Here is a 20,496-nt window from a genome sequence, read left to right on the forward strand (position 1 = left end):
TGAAATTAGAGCAAAAATGTAAATAGACTATAATATATGGCTGTAACACTTTGATCACAGAGGTAGTTATCGATACAAAAAAGTAATTTAAATATGTGTAAAAAAGTGGTAACATGTTATTATATGTCGTATTTGATGAAACGGATAAAATTAAGATATAAAGGTATATTTCTACGGTTACTGGGAAATGGATGTAATACTGTTTAGAAGTGGTTTAAAAGTTAAGTATAGAAAGAAAGTTGAGGCAGGTAAATGTTTACAGAGGAAAGATTAGATGCAATCCTACAATGTCTTCGTCAGGACGGAAAAGTCCGGGTTAAGAATTTAAGCGAACAATTTCAGGTAACGGAGGATTGTATCCGTAAAGATTTAAAAGTGCTGGAGAATGCAGGAAAGTTAAAAAGAACTTACGGAGGTGCAATTTTATCACAGGACTACCCGCTGGAGAGAGATGTAATTGACAGAAGAACCTATAACGAAGATAAAAAGATAATCATAGCAAAAAAAGCAGCCGAATTAATTAAGGATCATGAAACTATTTTTTTGGATATTTCCACAACTAATATAAAACTTGCTGAGATTCTTGTCGAAGCCAGAAAACGGCTGGTAGTGGTAAGTAATATGATAGATATTTTACAGATACTTGCTAAAAGTTCTACGATAACGCCAATCGGTACAGGGGGAACCATGTACCGGACGGTAAATGGTTTTATGGGTGCTGCTACGATTGAGGTAATTAAGCAATACAGTTTTGACCGGGCATTTATCGGAAGCTGTGGGGTGGATATGGTGGACTTATCCATTACAACCTTGGGAGTAGAAGATGGTCTGACAAAAAAGGCTGCATTACAAAGCAGCAGACATAAGTATATTGTCATGGAACGGGATAAATTTTATTTTAATGATTCTTATAAATTTGCACACTTTGATGATATAAACGGGATTATTACTGATGAAAATCCGGATCAATCCACTATGAACTTATTGGATTCTGCCGGTATAACTTTGTATTAGCGAAAATCCAGGTTAGTATTTAGAATAAATGAGAAAAAAGGGGTTTTTATGATTCGGATTGGTTGTGGCAATTCAGAAAATTATAAAGTAAATTTTTATTTTAAAGATGAATCAGATTTAAAAGAATTATCTGTTAATATAAGAGAAATATTTGGGGGAGAGTATCTTCAGTCGGTCTTTTTGGCAAAAGAGAATGGAACCATGTCATTGCTTATGGGACTTGGAACAGAAATTACCGACAGGCTCCAAATAAAAGAGTTATCCGCAAAAGCAGTTAAACAATTGAAATTATATAAGATTAAATCTTTTTCAATGGATATTGAAAAAATCATATCCGCTTATGGTATAGATTGCATTCGGGATATTACAGAGGGGCTTATGTTAGGGTGTTACGAACAAATTAAATTCCCTGAACATAAATGGGAGGAATTTGAAATCACTTTAACAGGAATTATAGAAAAAGAAACGGAAGCTGCCGAGTTTTTATTAAATGAAACTATTCCAGTAATCGAAGGTGTCCGGTTTGCAAGAGATATGGTTAATCTTCCGGGCAATCGGTTAAGACCTGCCGAATTTGCCAAAGAAATTAAAATTTTCCTTAATCATACTGGAGTTCAAGTGGAATTGTTTGATTTTGCAAAAATAAAGGAAATGGGCATGGGCGGATTAGCAGCAGTCGGTGAAAGCAGTGAATACCCGCCTTGTTTTTTGATATTACGTTATTTGGCAGACCCGAATAATAAAGAAATTACAGCATTAGTAGGGAAAGGCGTAACCTGTGACACCGGGGGATATTGCTTGAAACCGGCTGCTTCCATGCTTGGTATAAAAGGTGATATGGCAGGCGGTGCAGCTGTTACAGGTGCTATTTATGCCTTGGCCAGAAATAAAGTTAAAACAAATGTAATCGGTTTGATTCCAATTTGTGAGAACAGGATTTCTCCGGGAAGTCTGCTCCCAGGCGACGTAATTACTTCCTATTCCGGTAAAACCATTGAAGTAATTAATACGGATGCGGAGGGCAGGCTTATACTGGCTGATACCATTGCTTATGCGGCAGCGAATGAAAAGGTTACCAGAGTGCTTGATATTGCCACATTAACCGGAGCTGTGGTGAATATGTTGGGCTTCAGCGTGGCTGGTGTTGTTACGGATAGCCAGGAATTCTTTGAAGAATTCCGTTCGGCTTATAAAAGATCCGGTGAACGTTACTGGAGACTTCCGGTTTATCCGGAGCATGAAAAAATGATAAAAAGTAAAATTGCAGATATAAAAAATGTGGGTGAAAAATATTGCGGTACAATTACAGCAGGCCTATTCATTAAGGCATTTGCTAACGGGTTGCCATGGCTGCATATAGATATTGCCGGAACAGCATGGGTTGATTCACCCATTTTTGAATACCAGTCACAGGGTGCTACCGGTGCAGGAGTAACGTCCATTTATTACCTTTGCAATACAAATCGGTCAGGTGATCGAAAGGAGAAATAAAGAATGGTTAATTATACTCTGGAAGCATGTGTGGATTCGGTAGAATCTGCCCTTGGAGCCAGTAAAGGCGGAGCCAACAGGCTGGAATTATGCAGTAATTTAATTATAGGCGGAACGACGCCAAGTAAATGGTTATTAAGAGAAATACAAAAGTATACCGATATCAAAATCAATGTATTAATACGCCCCAGATTTGGCGATTTCTGTTATTCGGAATATGAGTTTAATATTATTAAAGAAGAAGTTCAAATGTTCAAAGAGTTAGGGGCAAATGGTGTTGCATTAGGAATTTTAAAACCGGATGGAACCTTGAATCTAAACCAGATGGAGATCTTAATCGGTTTATCCGGAAATATGGAAGTAACCCTGCATAGGGCATTTGACGTCTGTGTCAATCCCTATGATGCCCTGGAGCAGGCAAAGCGGCTTGGAATCCGCTCCATTCTTACATCTGGCCAGAAAAATACCTGTATGGAGGGAAGCAGCCTGATTAAAGAACTGATTGAAAAAAGTCAGGGCGAGATAGAAATTTTAGTGTGCGGCGGAGTGGATGCTTCGGTTATTAAAAAGATAGGTCCCAGCACAGGGGCAAAAGCGTTTCATATGTCCGGAAAAGTAAGTGCGGAAAGTATTATGGATTTTCGTAAAGAGGGAGTATGTATGGGACTTCCCTCCATTGATGAATATATCATTTGGAAAACAGATGAAAGAAAGATTCACGAGGCACGACTGGTTTTGGAAGATATATAATTGGAGTGGTGGATTTATGTTTTCAGAGAAAAGTATAAGAAGAATAGAAAATAAATTTTATCAATTGGTTCAGGAACTGCCATTTTTGCAGGAGGAAGTTGTAACCAGATTTAAGAATTACGAGAATGAAACTGTATTCGCTTTGAAATATTTGTATGCAGCCATGCCTTATAGTGACATAGCCAATAACTCTTTTGATACTTTTTTAGATTATGCCGAACATGGGATAAAAATATGGAGAAATGGACTATACAGCAACAAAATACCGGAAGATATATTCTTGAATTATGTCTTATACCACCGTGTTAATGAGGAAGAAATTTTACCCTGCCGTTCCTTTTTCTATGACAAATTAAAAGAACGAATTCGATATCTTACTATGAAAGAGGCTGTTTTGGAGGTTAACTACTGGTGTGCCGAGGAAGTAACTTATCAATCTACGGATGAAAGAACCAGAGCGCCAATTTCAGTATTTAACTGCGGATATGGCAGGTGCGGTGAGGAATCCACCTTTTGTGTCAGTGCTCTTCGCAGTATTGGTATTCCGGCCAGGCAGGTCTATGCACCCAGATGGTCTCACTGTGATGACAATCATGCCTGGGTAGAAGCATGGTGTGATGGCAGCTGGTATTTTATCGGTGCCTGCGAACCGGAAGAAATCTTAAACAAAGGCTGGTTTACCAATGCATCATCCAGGGCTATGCTGATTCATTCCAGATGGTTTGATTTTATAGAACAGGAAGATGAGGTCATCGGTAAAGAGGGAATGGTAACCTTACTAAATCAGTCGGAAAGATACGCACCGGTTCAGTCTGTAATGGTAAAAGTGACAGATGAAAAAGGAAAGCCGGTTAAGGGTGCTAAGGTTGAATTTCAAATTTTGAATTATTCCGAATTAACAGCCCTGGCCTCTCTTTGGACAGATAAAGCTGGTATTGTTAAACTTAAATTAGGACTGGGCAGCATCTTAATTCACGTAAGTAAGAATGATGTTTATAAAGAAGTTTTAATTAATACCAGAACCCAGGCAGAAGCTGCCGTTACCTTAAAGAAAGAAGTTTTAAAGGAAAACCGCTGGGAAGCATTTGATTTAATTGCTCCCACCGACAGCCCTGTTAATACCCATAAGCCTTCACTTGAACAAAAAGCTGCGGGAGTTATAAAGTTTCGTAAGGCTTCAGAAAAAAGAGTTAATAAAGTAAATAATCTTAAAAATAAAGAAATAGATAAATTTATAGATTATGACAATAATACAAGAGACTTACGAAAAAAAATGTTAGAGGACTTGACGGCAAAAGATATTACGGACTTAAAAGCTGAAATACTTGAAGAACATTTTCTGGCTGCCTTACCTTTTATAGACCGATATGATGAGAAAGTATTTATAAAATACCTGCTAAATCCAAGGATAAAAAATGAACCCATAACCAATTACCGCATTTATATCAATGGATACTTTTCTTTTGAGGAAAAAGAAGCTTATCGGAAACAGCCAACGCTTATCTGGGAGTGGATCAATAAGAAGATACAAAGCCGGCCGGAAAAGGAACATCCCAATGTGGTAACCTCACCGTCCGGTTGTCTAAAGTCAGGTTTTGGTTGTGAATTATCAAAAAATATATTATTTGTTGCAATTGCAAGAACAATTGGTATACCGGCCAGATTAAATCCCGAGGACAGTACCATGGAATATTGGGATAAGAGCCAATTTATTCCGGTTATAGATAATGGGGGAAAGTCATCCAATCTGTTACTGTTATGCAAAGATGAGAACATAACCTGGACCTATTATCAGAATTTTACCATTGCTAAGTATAATAAGGGGAGTTATACTACCCTGAAATTGGAGGGGGAAAATTTTTATAACGGACAATTAGGGCTTTCCCTGAAACCGGGAAGATACCGGATCATAACATCAAACCGCCTGCCAAACGGTAATATATGCGCCAATCAGTATATTTTTACACTTAAACCGGGAGCTGAGGAAAAAGCAGAACTAATCTTACGGAAAGCAAATCTTTCCGATATGCTTGGGAACATTATCATAAGTGATTTTCTGCTAACAAAGGAATCAGGAGAAACGGTGATGGGAAGTGAATTAACCAGTCATAAAAGACGGATTCTTATCTGGCTGGAAGATAATAAGGAACCTACGGAGCATATTTTAAATGAGCTGTTGGAGAGGTTTCGTGATTTTAATTCCTATGGGGATAGTTTGGTTTTTATCATCCGTAACAAAAGGTCTTTAGAAGTTCCTACCATAACGAAAGCCATAAATGTATTTCCTAAGGCAGAAATTTTATATGATGACTTTAACGAAAATATTCAGGTATTAGGAAGAAGATTATATGTTGACCCGGATAAACTGCCGCTTATCGCTGTTACGAATAAAGAATTAAACGTGATTTATGCAACCAGCGGTTATAACGTAGGAACCGGAGATTTGCTATTAAGATTTTTAAAGGAAGTATGAAACTGGGCAGAAAACATGCCTGCGGATTATATATGGTATCCTTCCCCTATGGAATACAAAAATAGAATGAAAAAAATTATTATAAATTTAATTTATGATAAGGAAATACATAATTATATCAGTTTTACGGAAACTAATACTGAGGTGATCATGTATGGACAAATCGAAAGCAGAAAAAAGACAGCAAAAAAAGGAAAATGAAAAGTTTAACAGCATTACCAATAAGGTTAAAGTAGAAAATCAGAACCAGACCCGTAATGTTGTTGATGAAGGCATCGGGCCGATTAACCAAAAAAGATAAAAGATGGCATCCTGTGGAAATATTTGTTCCAGGGATGCTGTTTTTATTATATAGGATGGATGAAAACAACTCCCGGCTTTTATTCTTTCCGCTATTGCTATCATTATTGTATCCCTTATAACAAAAGAACCATCAGTTGAAATCCAAAAAGAATTTGATATAGCAAAATCCTATAGGGATTAATCAATGAAAAACGTATCATGAACATTTTATAATAATTTAGGCTATTTGCTAATATAATTGCTGTAATAAATAAGTAAATGTTTCCAACCCATTGAATATTATGGTATAATAAACAAAATAATAGGTAATTGCGAAACTTACATATTGTATCTATATACCATGCAATTAATACAATTTCAGAGCTGAATTTTGCCCATAGGGCAACGGAAGCTCTGAAATTCCAATTGTATGGTATATTCAGAAAACGATATAGTTTCGCAATTGCCTAAAATAAAATAATGTTGAAAGGAAAATAGAATATCCTATGGGAATAAATCAATTTGGAGCTTTAAATTTTATGTTCACAATATTTCCGATTATATTTTTTCTCATGTCAATTTTGATAATTGGAATAACCGTATATAATATAAGCCGAAGAGTAAAACAGAATACCAGAAATAATAATTCTCCGGTTTTGACGGTGGAAGCGACCGTAACATCGAAAAGAACCGATGTTACCAGTCATCATCACAGTAATGTTTCGGACAATTCCATGGATCACTATAGTTCTTCAACCTGGTATTATACTACTTTTCAGGTGGAGAGCGGCGACCGTATGGAGCTTCAGGTAACTGGAACTGAGTATGGACTGCTTGCGGAAGGAGATGTCGGAAAACTGACTTTTCAAGGTACCAGATACTTAGGGTTCGTGAGAAAATAACCATAAATAACAAAAAAAATAAAACCAGTCAAAAACAACATTTCTCACAGAAAATGTTGTTTTTTTATAGATAAAAAGAAATAAAGCGCAACCGTTTGCTCATAAAATGGTTTATTTAGTCAATAAAAGCAACCATCTTTGTCATAAAACTAATAAAAATATAGTAAAAATGCTATATTAATATGCATTGACAACATAAAATGCAGATGATATGATATATAAGAACAACCGATTGCACAGAGTAAAGGGGGTACGAAATGGACGATGGCGATAAAATAAGAGCATCGAAAAATATTACGATTGGAGATATAGCTGAAGAATTGGGGTTATCAAAATCGACTATATCCAGAGCAATATCCGGTAAAGGCAGAATCAGTGAAGCAACCATGTTAAAAGTAAAAGAGTATATCAGGGTACATAATTATAAGCCCAACGTTATTGCAAAGGGTTTAGCCCAGAGTAAAACTTATAATATCGGAGTCATCCTGCCTGCTGATGCGAATCTTATTGAAATACCTTTTTTCCAAAGTTGTTTAATGGGCATTTGTGAGGAAACTGCAATACAGGATTACGATGTTGTGGTTACCACAGTTAAGGAAGATGATATTACTTTTCTAAAAAGGCTGATACATAATCAGAAGGTAGATGGTGTCATTTTAACAAGATCCCTGGTGAATGACGCTCCGGCTAAGTATCTGAAAGAGAACGATATACCCTTTGTGGTGATCGGGTCCTGCGAAGATAATGATATTGTTCAGATAGACAATAACCATCTGGAAGGCTGCCGTGAACTGACATCAATATTACTGATGTCCGGAAATCATTCATTGGCCTTATTGGCAGGAAACCAGAATCATATCGTAAACCGGAACCGATATGCAGGTTTTGTTAAAGCGTTTCATGATTCGAAGCTTAGTATGGATAACAGCATGGTATTCTTGGATATGAATAATAACGTATTAATAGACCGTGCGGTAAATCAGATTATGGAACGGCATATAGACTGTATTGTATGTTCCGATGACTTAATATGTTCCAGAGTACTGGCTAAGTTAAATGAAGACAATTATTCAGTTCCGGAAGATATAAAAGTTGCTTCTTTTTACAATAATGCACATTTGGAAAGTTATAACCCCCTGTCACATCACTTAGTATAAATCCGAAAGAATTAGGAATAAATGCAGCAAAGAAATTAATTGATATTATTTCCGGAGTTACAGGAATTCCAAAAACCTGGGTTAACTATGAGATCGTGTTAAAGAGGTCAACGAAGTAAAAATTTGTTTTCTGCTTTTTGACGGTAATTAAAAACTATATAATGTTTAGGAGGAGATCTATGAAGAAATTACTTTCTTACTTACTGGTCTTAGTTATGGTAACTGCTTTAACAGCCTGCAGTTCCGGTAAGGGCGCTAAAGAAACCGAAACAGCCGGTAATGCAGGCTCCACTAAAGATGAAAAGACAGCGGATACAGATGTCACCGCTTCCGGAGATAATAATACACTTACAGTTTGGTGCTGGGACCCTGCGTTTAATATTTATGCTATGCAGGAGGCAGAAAAAGTTTATCAAAAGACAAAACCGGATTTTAAATTAAATATTATTGAAACTCCCTGGGATGATGTTCAAACCAAGTTAACTACTGCTGCATCCTCAGGTGACTTATCGACCTTACCTGATATTTTTTTGATGCAGGATAATGCTTTCCAGAAAAACTATGCTAATTTCCCGGAAGTTTTTACGGATTTAACAGGGAAAGGGATTGCCTTTGACTCCTTTGCTCCGGCTAAAGTTGCTTATTCTGTTATAGATGGGAAAAATTATGGTGTTCCATTTGATAATGGTACCGGTATCAATTGTTTGAGAACGGATGTACTTGAACAGGCCGGATATACGATAGATGATTTTAAAGATATCACATGGGATAAATATACGGAACTTGGCAAGGACATACTTGCTAAAACAAAGAAACCTTTATTATCCGTTCAGGCAGGAAGCCCGGATTTAATTACGGAAATGCTTCAATCCTGCGGGCAGAGTTTATTTAAGGAAGACGGTTCCCCTAATATAGTTGGTAACCAGGCATTAATAGAAGCAATTAATGTATATACCACATTAGTAAAAGAGGGAATTTTAATTGAAGTCAATGACTGGGATCAATATATCGGTACATTTACCAATGGTACTGTAGCCGGTACAATCAACGGATGCTGGATTCTTGCTTCTATTCAGACAGCAGCCGACCAATCCGGCAAATGGGCTTTAACCAGCGTACCAAAATTAAATGATATTCCGGGTGCAACCAATTATACCAATAATGGTGGTTCCAGCTGGGCTATTTCTTCCAATTGCAAGAAAACAGACCTGGCAGTGGATTTCTTATCCAAAACCTTTGCAGGAAGCGTAGAGCTTTACGAAACCATACTTCCGTCCTCCGGTGCTCTGGCAACTTATCTTCCTGCCGGTGACAGTGATGTGTATGCCACGCCTTCCGAATTTTTCGGCGGACAGAAAATATATACGGATATTACAGAATTTGCAGGAAAAGTTCCAAGTAATAATACCGGTGTTTATTATTATGAAGCAAGAGACGCAGTAGGTACCGCAATTACCAATGTAGTAAACGGTGCTGACCTGGAATCTGAACTTAAGAATGCGGAAGATACCGTTAAATTCCAGATGGGACAATAAAATAAGGTGCTGCTGTAAAACTTAAGGAAAGGTGCCTGCAGGTTTAATCGGTATAGTATTATTTTGTTGAAATCTGCCACAAGTTCTTACAGCAGCCTCTTTTCTATGGAAATACTGGTTTATAGTTGAAGGAGGAGGCTTAATTTATGGACAACGGGAAGAAAAAGATAGGTTTGACCAAAAGAAGAAATTTGGTTGGCTGGATTTTTCTGATACCGGCAGTTTTATTGATTTGCTGGATGAGCTTTTTCCCAATGATAAGGGCACTGTTATTATCGTTTCGTACCGGTGTCGGTGTACATATGAAGCTTGCAGGTATGTATAATTACATAAGAATGCTGCAGGATAAGGTTTTTATCCAGGCATTATTTAATAACTTTTTCTATTTGATTATTCAGGTACCAATTATGCTGTTACTGGCACTTGGCCTGGCATCCATGTTAAATAACAAAGACTTAAAGTTCAAGAGTTTGTTTCGGACAGCGATTTTTCTACCCTGTGCAACTTCCTTGGTATCGTATGCTATTATCTTCCGGGCGTTGTTTGCTTTGGACGGTTTTATTAATACGATGCTGTTAAAGTTCGGAATCATTGATATTCCTATAAACTGGCTGGCGAATGCTGGTACTGCCAGAGCAGTTATTATTCTGGCATTAATCTGGAGATGGACCGGTTATAATATGGTGTTTTACCTTGCAGGACTTCAGAATATTGAATATAACATATATGAAGCCGCAAAGATAGATGGAGCCAGCCCATTTCAGCAATTCGGAAAAATAACTATTCCTTTGTTAAAACCTATGATACTGTTAACTGCCATTATGTCAACCAACGGAACCTTACAGTTATTTGATGAATCCGTAAACTTAACCAACGGAGGTCCGGCTAATTCCACAATTACCATGTCCCATTATATATATAAAATATCATTTGAATATTCACCTAATTTCGGATATGCAACAGCAATGTCTTTTTTAGTACTTATTTTAGTAGCGGTATTAGCTTTTATCCAAATGAAAGTAGGTGATAAGAGATGAGAAAGGTAAAAAGCTTTTTAAATTATTTCGTTTTAACGGTTGTATCCATTCTCTCGGTATTTCCCCTATATTGGATGGCCGTATCAGCCACGAATAAAAGTGTGGATGTAATCGGAGGCAAATTAATACCCGGGAACTATCTTTTAGAAAATTGGAAAAACCTGTTACAGGCACAGGACGTTGGAAGTGCACTGATTAATTCCTTTCGGAATTCCATAATTCTGACCCTGGTTAGTTTAATGATATGTTCCATAGCCGGTTATGGTTTTGAAATTTACCACGACAAGGCAAAAGATACGGTAATGTCCATATTACTCCTTGCCATGATGGTACCTTTCGTTGCTACGTTGATTCCGCTATTTCAGATGTTTTCCAAGATGGGTTTATTAAACAGTACGATAGGTTTCATACTTCCTACGATCTCTACTCCGTTTTTAATTATGTTGTTCCGCCAGAGTGCAAGATCCTTTCCTCATGATATCATCGAAGCAGCCAGAATAGATGGGCTTGGTGAACTGAAAATATTTCTACAGATGTTCATACCCACTATGCGCTCTACTTATGCGGCAGCCATGACCATTGTATTTATGAATGCCTGGAATAGTTATTTATGGCCAAAAGTAATTATGCTTTCCAATGAAAAAATAACAATGCCAATGATGGTGGCTAATATGCTGACCGGATATGTCATTGATTATGGCATGGTAATGTTAGGAGTATTGGTATGTACCATCCCTACTGTTATTGTTTTTTTCCTGCTCCAGAAGAGTTTTGCAGAAGGTATTACAGGAGCAGTAAAATAAAATATAGGTAATCACAAAACATAGATAATTGCGAAACTCACATATTGTATCTATATGCCATACAATTAATACAATTTCAGAGCTGAATTTTGCCAGGAGGGCAACTAAAGCTATGGAATTCGTATCAATTGTATGGTATATTCAAAAAACTATATAGTTTCGCAATTGCCTAAATTACAAAACAAAGTGATAGGAGACTAATAGGAAAATGACAGATTTTAGTTTTAACCCGAGATATTTAACTAAGGATAAGAAACCGTGGTTTCCGATTATGGGAGAAATGCATTATTCCAGATATCCTAAAAAATATTGGAGGGATTCCTTGTATAAGATGAAAGCCGGTGGTGTGGATATTGTTTCTACTTATGCCATATGGATTCATCATGAAGAAATTGAAGGGGTGTATGATTTTGAGGGTGATAAAGATTTAAGGACTTTTGCAAAAACCTGCAAAGAATGCGGACTATATATGATACTCCGCGTTGGACCATGGATTCATGGGGAAGTGCGAAACGGCGGATTCCCCGATTGGATATTAAAGAAAGGTTTTGAACCAAGAACCAATGACCCAGCTTATTTCCAAGAAGTAAGAAAATATTATTCCAAAATATATGAACAGGTGGAAGGCCTTCTATTAAAAGATGGAGGGTCAATCATCGGACTGCAGATTGAAAATGAATATGGTCATTGCGGCGGCTTAGACGGAGAAGCAGGGGAATTACACATGTCCACCCTGCATCAGATGGTAAAGGAGATTGGATTCGATGTACCTCTTTATACTGCCACGGGATGGGGCGGAGCAGTTACCGGCGGACTTCTTCCGGTTATGGGCGGTTACCCTGAAGCACCCTGGGATCAGAGACTGACGGAAATTGAACCAAGCGGGAATTATATCTTTACCCATGAGAGAAACGATCATAATATAGGCAGTGATTATGGGTTTGGTACGGGGATTACTTATGACCTGGATAAATTCCCTTACCTTACGGCAGAACTTGGCGGTGGTATGCAGGTTACCCATCACAGACGGCCGGTGGCCTATGCATCGGATATCGGCGCGATATCCCTGGTAAAATTAGGAAGCGGGGTTAATTTATTAGGTTATTATATGTATCACGGCGGTACGAATCCCAAGGGTAATTTAACCACATTGCAGGAGACCAGAGCCACGGGTTATCCCAATGATCTTCCAGAGTTTAATTATGACTTCAGGGCTCCCATCGGGGAATACGGCCAGATAACGGAAACATTCAAAGAACTTAAGCTCTTTGCCATGTTTATTAGGGATTTCGGGAGTGAATTGTGTGAGATGAATGCGGATATACCGAAGAGTAATCCATTATATCCGGGTAATTTCACAGATCTAAGAACTTCCGTACGCCATAATGGCAGAAGCGGTTATATCTTTGTAAACAACTACCAGAGAAGATATCCGGTGAAAAATCACACCGGCGTTAACTTAAAGGTAGATTTAGAAAATGAAAGTCTTCATTTTCCATCCATTGATATTAAGGATAAGGATTATTTTTTCTTTCCTTTTAATATGAAAATCGGGAATGCCGTACTAAAAACAGCACTGGCAACCCCGCTTTGTATCCTGGATAATGAGACAAAGGTCTATATTTACTATAGTAACCACCATCCGCAATATAATATTACCGGAGATTTAGGTGATAATAAAATAGTTACCATAAGCAGGGAAGATGCCAAGAATGCCTGGAAAGTTAACCTGGATAAGGAATATCTGATTATAAGTAATTCTGCGGTTATAAAGACAGAGAAAGAAATCGAAATAATCGGAAGAGGAGACGCAGTAATAAAAGTATACCCTGCATTTACTCCGGTAAATTATCAAACTACTTACCCGGCAAACTACCTGACAGAATGCCTTATCCGGAATGGGTTTGAGTACATTGGAAGGGATGGGGATTTTACCGTATATAAGAAGAAAATAAAACACTTGGACGTGAATGTCAGATATGAGTGTGTGGCCGACTTATCAGATAAGAAAGTCTATGAAATTAATTTGGACTATGCGGGTCAAAATTTAGCGGATTGTTATTTACAAATATCTTATGCGGGGATAGCGCCCGATTATATCGGGATGAGGAATGTATTGCCGACCAATTCTATTATGGGAAAACATGGGAAATTGGACTGAAGCGTTTTGATTTTCCCGATAAATTACGGCTTGAAGTGTATCCTCTAGAAGAAGAGGCACCGGTTTTCCTGGAGAAATGGCCTGTTATGGAAAACGGTAAAGCCTGCAGGGTTTCCGGTATAAAAGCGGAAATTGAATATGTAACAACAGTTAAATAATTTATATTAGGATTGGAGTGTCAAAAACCATAATATAAATTGGCTTTTGGCCTTTTAGGTCTATAACTGCTGAAAAATTTAAATCTATCATAATTGAAAGAATAGATTTTAGATTTTGCAGCAGTTTCTTTTTTTGCTGAAATATGACACTATTTTCAGTAATTTACATATTATTGTAGATAGGATATCTTATAAAAATACACAATCTTGTATTTTCTTTATTTCCTCTTTTCATTTGCCGAATTTCTTGCTATGATATAAAAAAGTTAAAACAGAAGCAAATATAAGGAGAATTCCATGAAGATACAGGAATATTTAAAACAACATAAATTAATTATTGACGGTGCTATGGGGACTTATTTTGCAAGACTTGAAAATAATGAAAATGCAGTTTCAGAATATGCTAACCTGGCTGATCCCGCAAAAATACTCAAAATCCACCGAAATTATATTGATGCAGGGGCTGTAATGATTCGGACTAATTCCTTTGCAGCCAATCAGCAGGTATTAAATATCAGACCAGCACAACAGGCAGAGCTAATCACTGCATCTTATCTCCTTGCCAAACAGGCGGTTGCAGAGTCGGGGAGAGAAGTTTATATAGCCTGTGATATTGGGCCGATTCCGGAATACAGCGGAAGAACAGAAGAAGATTTATTTGAGGAATATAAGCTGATATGCGATACTTTCCTAAAAGAAAAACCTGAGATCATATTATTTGAAACCTTTTCTGATTTTAATTATATCAAGAAATTAGTTCCTTATATAAAAGAAAAGGCACCGGAGACATTTATAATAACGAATTTTTTAATCAATAAAAATGGTTATACAACGAAAGGTATCAGTGCCAGAACATTATTAGAAGAAATAGCAGGAACAAAGGAAATAGATGCAGGCGGTTTTAACTGCGGCATTGGTTCCGGACATATGTACCATATCTTAAAAAAACTGAATTTCCCAGCGAATAAATTTATTGTTGCAGCTCCAAATGCTGGTTATCCGGAGCAATTTCAGAACCGCATGATATTTATGGATAATGAAGTTTATTTTGAAGAAAACATGCAGAGAATTATAGAGCTTGGTGTAGATATCATTGGTGGCTGCTGCGGCACAACACCGGGTTATATAAAAAAAATAACAGAGAAGATAGACTTACAGGAAAGTAATAGGGGAATCCGTATCAACCTATCTGTAAAAACTGAAAAACTGACTGAACTGCGTTCTAACGATTTCTTTCGGTTACTGGAATCCGGTAAAAAGGTAATTGCAGTTGAACTGGATCCGCCTTTTGATGCAAAAGATGATCAGATTATAACCTGCGCTCATAAATTAAGGGAAGCAGGTGTTGATATGATTACCATGGCTGATTCTCCCATGGGAAGAAGCCGTGTGGATTCTATTCTGATGAGTATAAAGCTTATGAGGGAAACAGGTATGTCTGTAATGCCTCATGTATGCTGCAGGGATAAAAATATGATTGCAATGCGTTCCGGACTTTTGGGAGCATATGCCAATGGAATAAGAAATGTATTAATTGTAACCGGTGATCCCATACCCAGCGAAAACCGGCAGTCCACTACGGGTGTTTTTGATTATAATTCCATTCAATTAATGGAGTATGTTAAAGAAATGAATCGGGAACATTTTAGTGAAGAACCCATATATTATGGCGGTGCCTTAAATTACGGCAGAGGTCCGCTTGAGAAAATAATTGAGAGAATGGAGAAGAAAATAGAAGCAGGCGCCAGGTATTTTCTTACTCAGCCTATTTTTACCGATGAAGATATAGAAAGGGTTAAATATATTAAGAGTAAAATAAACACCAAAATACTATGTGGTATTATGCCATTAGTCAGTTACAGGAATGCCAATTTTATTAAAAATGAAATTTCAGGTATTCATGTTCCGGATTGGGTTATAGAACGCTATACTCCTGAGATGACAAGGGAAGAAGCAGAATGGACCGGAGCCAAAATCGCCGGTGAAATTATTGAAAGATTAAATCCTTTTGCGGATGGATATTATTTTATGCTTCCTTTCAACCGGGTCAGCCTTATGGATAAGATAAAAATAAATTAAAATACGGAGGTAGTAAATTTAACGATAGGGGAAGTGATAGTTTGTTAGCCAGTGTTAAGAGAATAGTAGTGGAAGAAAATCGTAGAATGATTGCTGTCAGTGATATACATGGGAACCTGCCTGGTCTGAAAAAGCTTCTTAACAAAGTGAGCTTCAGTAAGGATGATTACTTATTTATTGTAGGTGATATGATTGAAAAAGGTCCCCAAAGCTTAAATACCCTTAGATTTATTATGGAACTGTGCAAAACTCACAATGTATTTCCGGTTAAAGGGAATTGCGATTCCGTTGCCGTGGAAATATATCATGACAAAGTGCATAAAGAATTATTAAATTATATGTTACGGAGAAAAAAATGTCTTCTCAATGAAATGTGTGAAACTCTATCCATCAAAGTATCCAGGAAATCGGATATGAAAAAGATAAAGGAAGCACTTAGCCAGAATTTCAGTGAGGAATTAAACTGGATAGCAAGTTTGCCTGATATCATCGATACTCAGAAATTTACGTTTGTCCATGCGGGTTTGACTTCGAAAGAACTGGATAAGCAAAAGGCAGAAAAGGTGCAAAGTACCGATGCATTTCTAAATCAGGGAGTATACCTGGATAAATATTGTATTGTAGGCCATTGGCCTGTGGTTTTATATTCGGAAGCGATACCGGACTGTAATCCGATTATTGATAAAAAACATAAAATAATCAGTATTGACGGAGGAAATGTAGTCAAAAGAAACGGACAGCTTAATGCTTTTATTATTCCGCATATACATTCCGAAGAATTTTCCTATCTTTCTTTTGATGATATAAGAAAAGGTATTATTATAAGTTTGAAAGAGGGGAATAACAACTTTTGGAAAAGCCCCATATCAAAAGAAAATCAAATTCCAGATTTACAGGAAAAGCAAAATTCCATGCTGATTCACTGGATAGATAATAAGATTAATGTATTAGAAAAAGAAGAAGAATTTTCTTACTGTGAACATAATTCCACAAAATACCGGATGTGGATTTTAAATAAATACATTTACAAAGAAAAAGATGGTTATTACTGTGAAGACTCTACGGATTATCAATTACCCGTAAAGACAGGGGAAATGGTTTCCGTCATAGAAATAACGAAGAAAGGTTACCTGATTAAACAAAATGGTATTACCGGTTGGGTTTGTGGTAATATAAAATTATTGTAAGTAAATAAATAAAGTACCAATAGGAAGTGAGGTCAAACTATGACTAAAAAAGAATTTGCTGATTTAATTAGTAAAAAAATCGTCCTCCTTGACGGGGCAATGGGAAGTAATATGCAAAAAAGCGGGATGCCCTCCGGAGTTTGCCCGGAAAAGTGGATTCTGGAACACGGCAATGTCTTAGTAAACCTGCAGAAAGCTTATATTGAAGCAGGTTCGGATATCCTGTATGCACCTACGTTTACCAGTAACCGGATTAAACTTAAGGAATATGGCCTGGCAGGCGAAATTGAACGAATCAACCGGGAATTGGTTAAATTATCCAAACAGGCGGTAAGAGATGCTCGACTTAAGGGTAACAAAAGGAAAATTTATATTGCCGGAGACCTGACCATGACAGGGGAACAGTTATCTCCTATTGGTACATTGGATTTTGAAGAGTTAGTGGATGTTTATAAAGAACAGATTTCATATCTAATAAAGGAAGGTGTGGATTTATTCGTCATAGAAACCATGATGAGCCTGCAGGAATGCAGAGCAGCAGTATTGGCAGTTAAAGAAACCTGTGAATTGCCCATTATGGTTACCTTAACGTTTAATGACAATATGCACACCTTCTACGGAACCGATCCGGTAACTGCAATAGTAGTTCTGCAGAATATGGGTGTGGATGCGGTAGGTGTTAACTGTTCTACAGGCCCTGAAAAAATGTGTCAGGTAGTAGCAGCCATGAAAGAATATGCAAACGTCCCTATTATTGCCAAACCCAATGCCGGTCTGCCGGTTTTGATTGAAAATGAAACCGTATTCAGTCTGGGACCGGAGGATTTTGCAGCTCAGGCTAAAAAATTAGTGGATGCCGGGGCCAGCCTGGTGGGAGGCTGCTGTGGTACAACCCCGGAACATATAAAACTTTTAAAAGAAGAGATTGATACGAAAAAGCCCCATATCATAAACCAAATAAAAAGACGGACCTTAACAACGGAACGTAAGACACTTGATATTGATTTAGACGGACGTTTCATGATAATCGGTGAGCGAATTAATCCTACAGGTAAAAAGGCTCTGCAGGCTGAGTTAAGGAACGGAGAATTGGATACCGTTCTTGGCATGGCGGAAGAACAGGTGGAAAATGGTGCGGACATCTTAGATATTAATATGGGTATGAACGGTATAAACGAGAAAGAGATGATGGTGAATGTGGTAAGAGAGGTGACCATGGCCGCGGATGTACCTCTTAGCATTGACTCCAGTCATATTCGTGTAATCGAAGCAGCACTTCGTATTTATCCCGGCAGGGCATTAATTAATTCCATATCCTTAGAAAAAGAAAAATTTGAGAAGCTAATTCCAATAGCAAAAAAGTACGGAGCAATGTTTATTCTTCTTCCATTATCCGATAAAGGACTGCCTAAGGATATTAACGAAAAAAAAGAAATAATTCAGACCATATTAAAAGAAGCAAAACGGCAAGGACTAACGGAAGAAGATATTATTGTGGACGGTCTTGTGAATACGGTTGGAGCCAATAAAGATGCTGCCATCCAGACACTAGAGACGATACATTATTGTAAAGAGGAGTTAGGGCTGGCTACGGTAGTAGGTTTATCCAACATTTCTTTCGGATTGCCTGAAAGACAGTTTATTAACAGTACTTTTTTAGCTTTTGCTATACAGACAGGACTAACCATGGCGATTGCCAATCCTTCTCAGGACTTATTGGTTAATACGGCATTTGCAGCCGATTTGTTAAAAGGAAAAGAAGAGGCAGATATCCGGTATATTAACAGGGTTACGAAAAATCCCGTCGTAATCAAAAGCGTAAATGATCAGGGCAGGAAATCGGTATCAGAAGCTCCTGCCGATGTAGCGAATCAATTCACTTATACTGATAAAAATTCAGACAGTGAAAAAGAAATATCCGGTCACGGTACCTGCTGTAATCTAGCAGATAATAAAGCACAGGTTGAAACACAGGAATCCAACCAGACTAATCAGGCTGTATATGAAGGAGTAATAAAGGGAAACAAAAGAAATATGGTACAGTTGGTTACCCAGTCTTTGGAAGAGGGCAATAACCCCTCCTTTATATTGGATAACTTATTGATTCCGGCTATTAATGAAGTAGGGCAGTTGTTTGATAAACAGATTTATTTTCTGCCTCAGTTAATCTCTTCTGCGGAAGCTATGAAATCGGCGATAGACTTTTTAGAGCCAAAGCTTAAGAAAGACGGTAATGAGAAAAAATTAGGCACGATAGTAATCGCAACCGTGGCAGGAGACGTACATGATATCGGCAAGAATTTAGTAGTTCTAATGTTAAAAAATTATGGTTTTCAGGTTGTTGATCTTGGTAAGGATGTTCCATCCGATAAGATAATCAATACTGCTATGGAAACGAAAGCAGATATAATCGCTCTGTCTGCTTTAATGACAACAACCATGCTGGAAATGAAAGAAGTGATACGGCTTAGAAATGAATCCGGTTTAAGTGCAAAAGTCATCATCGGAGGTGCTGTAATTACTCAAAGTTATGCAGATGAAATCGGTGCCGACGGTTATGCTAAGGATGCGGGTGAAACGGTTGTATTAGCAAAGAAATTATTGGGAATCTTATAATAAAAAATACGGGTTTCGTTAAAAAGTCTGTCTAAGTTCATTAGGCAGGCTTTTTTTCTGATAGGATTGGGGTGTCAAAATCCAATTTTAACCTGCTTGTTATGTAATAGGTTATGACATTCATAAAATTTTTATAAATAAAAACTTACAAAATACTTAAGTTTTTTTTATGCATCTTGACATATTAAAAAAAAAACTTATAATGATTGTTAACCTACTCAACTATTAAACAGGTTAATTAATTTGTTTTTTGAAAGGAGCTAGCTGTAAATAAAGTTCATACTCATAACACAAAAGATATGCTAAAGTACAAAAGTTATGTATAAGGAGGTTATAATGGAAAAAAATATTACTCATGAATTCATAATGGTTATGAATAAATTACGTAAATTGACACATAAACATCATTCTAAGGATATGGTGCATCAGGGTGAGTTTATGATGTTAGGTGCCATTCATGGCTGTATGGAAGAAAATAGAGCAAATCAAAAAAATGATCCGGGGGTTAAAGTAAGTGAATTAAGTGATAAGATTCATTCTACAAAACCGGCTACATCCAAAATGTTAAATGCTTTAGAAGAAAAAGGGTATATAGAGAGAATCTCAGATAAAAAAGACAGGAGAGTAGTTTATATCCGGCTGTCTGCGGCCGGTGAAAAGATAATAAAAGAATCTCTTCACAGAATGCATATTTTTGCAGAATGCACTATAAAGAGAATGGGCGAAGAAGATGCAAAAGACTTTATCCGTCTCCTCAATAAATTCTATGATGCAGTGTATGAGGAAATGAAAGATATGAAAAGAGATAAAGAGGATTGCGAAAAAGAATAAGAACATAAGAATGAGATAGA

The 20,496-nt window shown here is 37.2% G+C and carries 15 protein-coding genes; all 15 read left to right on the top strand.

Annotation, left to right across the window (positions count from 1 at the left end; translation table 11 throughout):
* The first annotated feature begins 252 nt into the window (after positions 1-252).
* The 15 genes from Ana3638_RS11420 to Ana3638_RS11485 all read left to right on the top strand — a co-directional run bounded on the left by Ana3638_RS11420 (position 253) and on the right by Ana3638_RS11485 (position 20,476).
* Positions 253-1,014: a DeoR/GlpR family DNA-binding transcription regulator gene (locus Ana3638_RS11420; RefSeq protein ID WP_161838139.1), complete on the top strand. Its 762-nt coding sequence runs from the start codon at positions 253-255 to the stop codon at positions 1,012-1,014.
* A gap of 48 nt (positions 1,015-1,062) precedes the next feature.
* The gene (locus tag Ana3638_RS11425; protein ID WP_161838140.1) at positions 1,063-2,505 is read left to right on the top strand and encodes a leucyl aminopeptidase; all 1,443 of its coding nucleotides are present in this window, start codon (positions 1,063-1,065) and stop codon (positions 2,503-2,505) included.
* 3 nt (positions 2,506-2,508) lie between these two features.
* Positions 2,509-3,255, top strand: a complete 747-nt coding sequence (locus Ana3638_RS11430) for a copper homeostasis protein CutC (protein WP_161838141.1) — start codon at positions 2,509-2,511, stop codon at positions 3,253-3,255.
* Between the two features lie 16 nt (positions 3,256-3,271).
* Positions 3,272-5,728, top strand: a complete 2,457-nt coding sequence (locus Ana3638_RS11435) for a transglutaminase domain-containing protein (RefSeq protein ID WP_161838142.1) — start codon at positions 3,272-3,274, stop codon at positions 5,726-5,728.
* Between the two features lie 154 nt (positions 5,729-5,882).
* A complete protein-coding gene (locus Ana3638_RS24690; RefSeq protein ID WP_202621603.1) occupies positions 5,883-6,029 on the top strand; it encodes a hypothetical protein in 147 nt (48 codons plus the stop codon).
* A gap of 520 nt (positions 6,030-6,549) precedes the next feature.
* Positions 6,550-6,912, top strand: a complete 363-nt coding sequence (locus tag Ana3638_RS11440; protein WP_161838143.1) for a DUF2500 domain-containing protein — start codon at positions 6,550-6,552, stop codon at positions 6,910-6,912.
* A gap of 257 nt (positions 6,913-7,169) precedes the next feature.
* Entirely contained in the window at positions 7,170-8,069 is a 900-nt protein-coding gene (locus Ana3638_RS11445) for a LacI family DNA-binding transcriptional regulator (protein WP_161838144.1), read from the top strand.
* Positions 8,070-8,248: 179 nt separating this feature from the next.
* Complete coding sequence (locus tag Ana3638_RS11450; RefSeq protein ID WP_246241012.1) at positions 8,249-9,604, top strand: ABC transporter substrate-binding protein; 1,356 nt, start codon at positions 8,249-8,251, stop codon at positions 9,602-9,604.
* Between the two features lie 146 nt (positions 9,605-9,750).
* Positions 9,751-10,641: a carbohydrate ABC transporter permease gene (locus Ana3638_RS11455; RefSeq protein WP_161838145.1), complete on the top strand. Its 891-nt coding sequence runs from the start codon at positions 9,751-9,753 to the stop codon at positions 10,639-10,641.
* The gene (locus Ana3638_RS11460) at positions 10,638-11,444 is read left to right on the top strand and encodes a carbohydrate ABC transporter permease (protein WP_161838146.1); all 807 of its coding nucleotides are present in this window, start codon (positions 10,638-10,640) and stop codon (positions 11,442-11,444) included. Before Ana3638_RS11455 ends, Ana3638_RS11460 begins: the two co-directional genes overlap by 4 nt.
* 208 nt (positions 11,445-11,652) lie before the next feature.
* Positions 11,653-13,605: a beta-galactosidase gene (locus Ana3638_RS11465; RefSeq protein WP_246241014.1), complete on the top strand. Its 1,953-nt coding sequence runs from the start codon at positions 11,653-11,655 to the stop codon at positions 13,603-13,605.
* A gap of 455 nt (positions 13,606-14,060) precedes the next feature.
* A complete protein-coding gene (locus Ana3638_RS11470) occupies positions 14,061-15,842 on the top strand; it encodes a bifunctional homocysteine S-methyltransferase/methylenetetrahydrofolate reductase (RefSeq protein ID WP_161838147.1) in 1,782 nt (593 codons plus the stop codon).
* Positions 15,843-15,883: 41 nt separating this feature from the next.
* Positions 15,884-17,029 (top strand): metallophosphoesterase, encoded by a 1,146-nt coding sequence (locus Ana3638_RS11475; protein WP_161838148.1) that lies wholly within the window; start codon positions 15,884-15,886, stop codon positions 17,027-17,029.
* 39 nt (positions 17,030-17,068) lie between these two features.
* Positions 17,069-19,645, top strand: coding sequence for a homocysteine S-methyltransferase family protein (locus tag Ana3638_RS11480; RefSeq protein WP_161838149.1), 2,577 nt, complete (start codon positions 17,069-17,071; stop codon positions 19,643-19,645).
* Positions 19,646-19,981: 336 nt separating this feature from the next.
* On the top strand, positions 19,982-20,476 hold the full coding sequence (locus tag Ana3638_RS11485) for a MarR family winged helix-turn-helix transcriptional regulator (RefSeq protein WP_161838150.1): 495 nt from the start codon (positions 19,982-19,984) through the stop codon (positions 20,474-20,476).
* Positions 20,477-20,496: the final 20 nt, after the last annotated feature.

The sequence above is a fragment of the Anaerocolumna sedimenticola genome (assembly GCF_009931695.1).
Lineage (GTDB): Bacteria > Bacillota > Clostridia > Lachnospirales > Lachnospiraceae > Anaerocolumna > Anaerocolumna sedimenticola.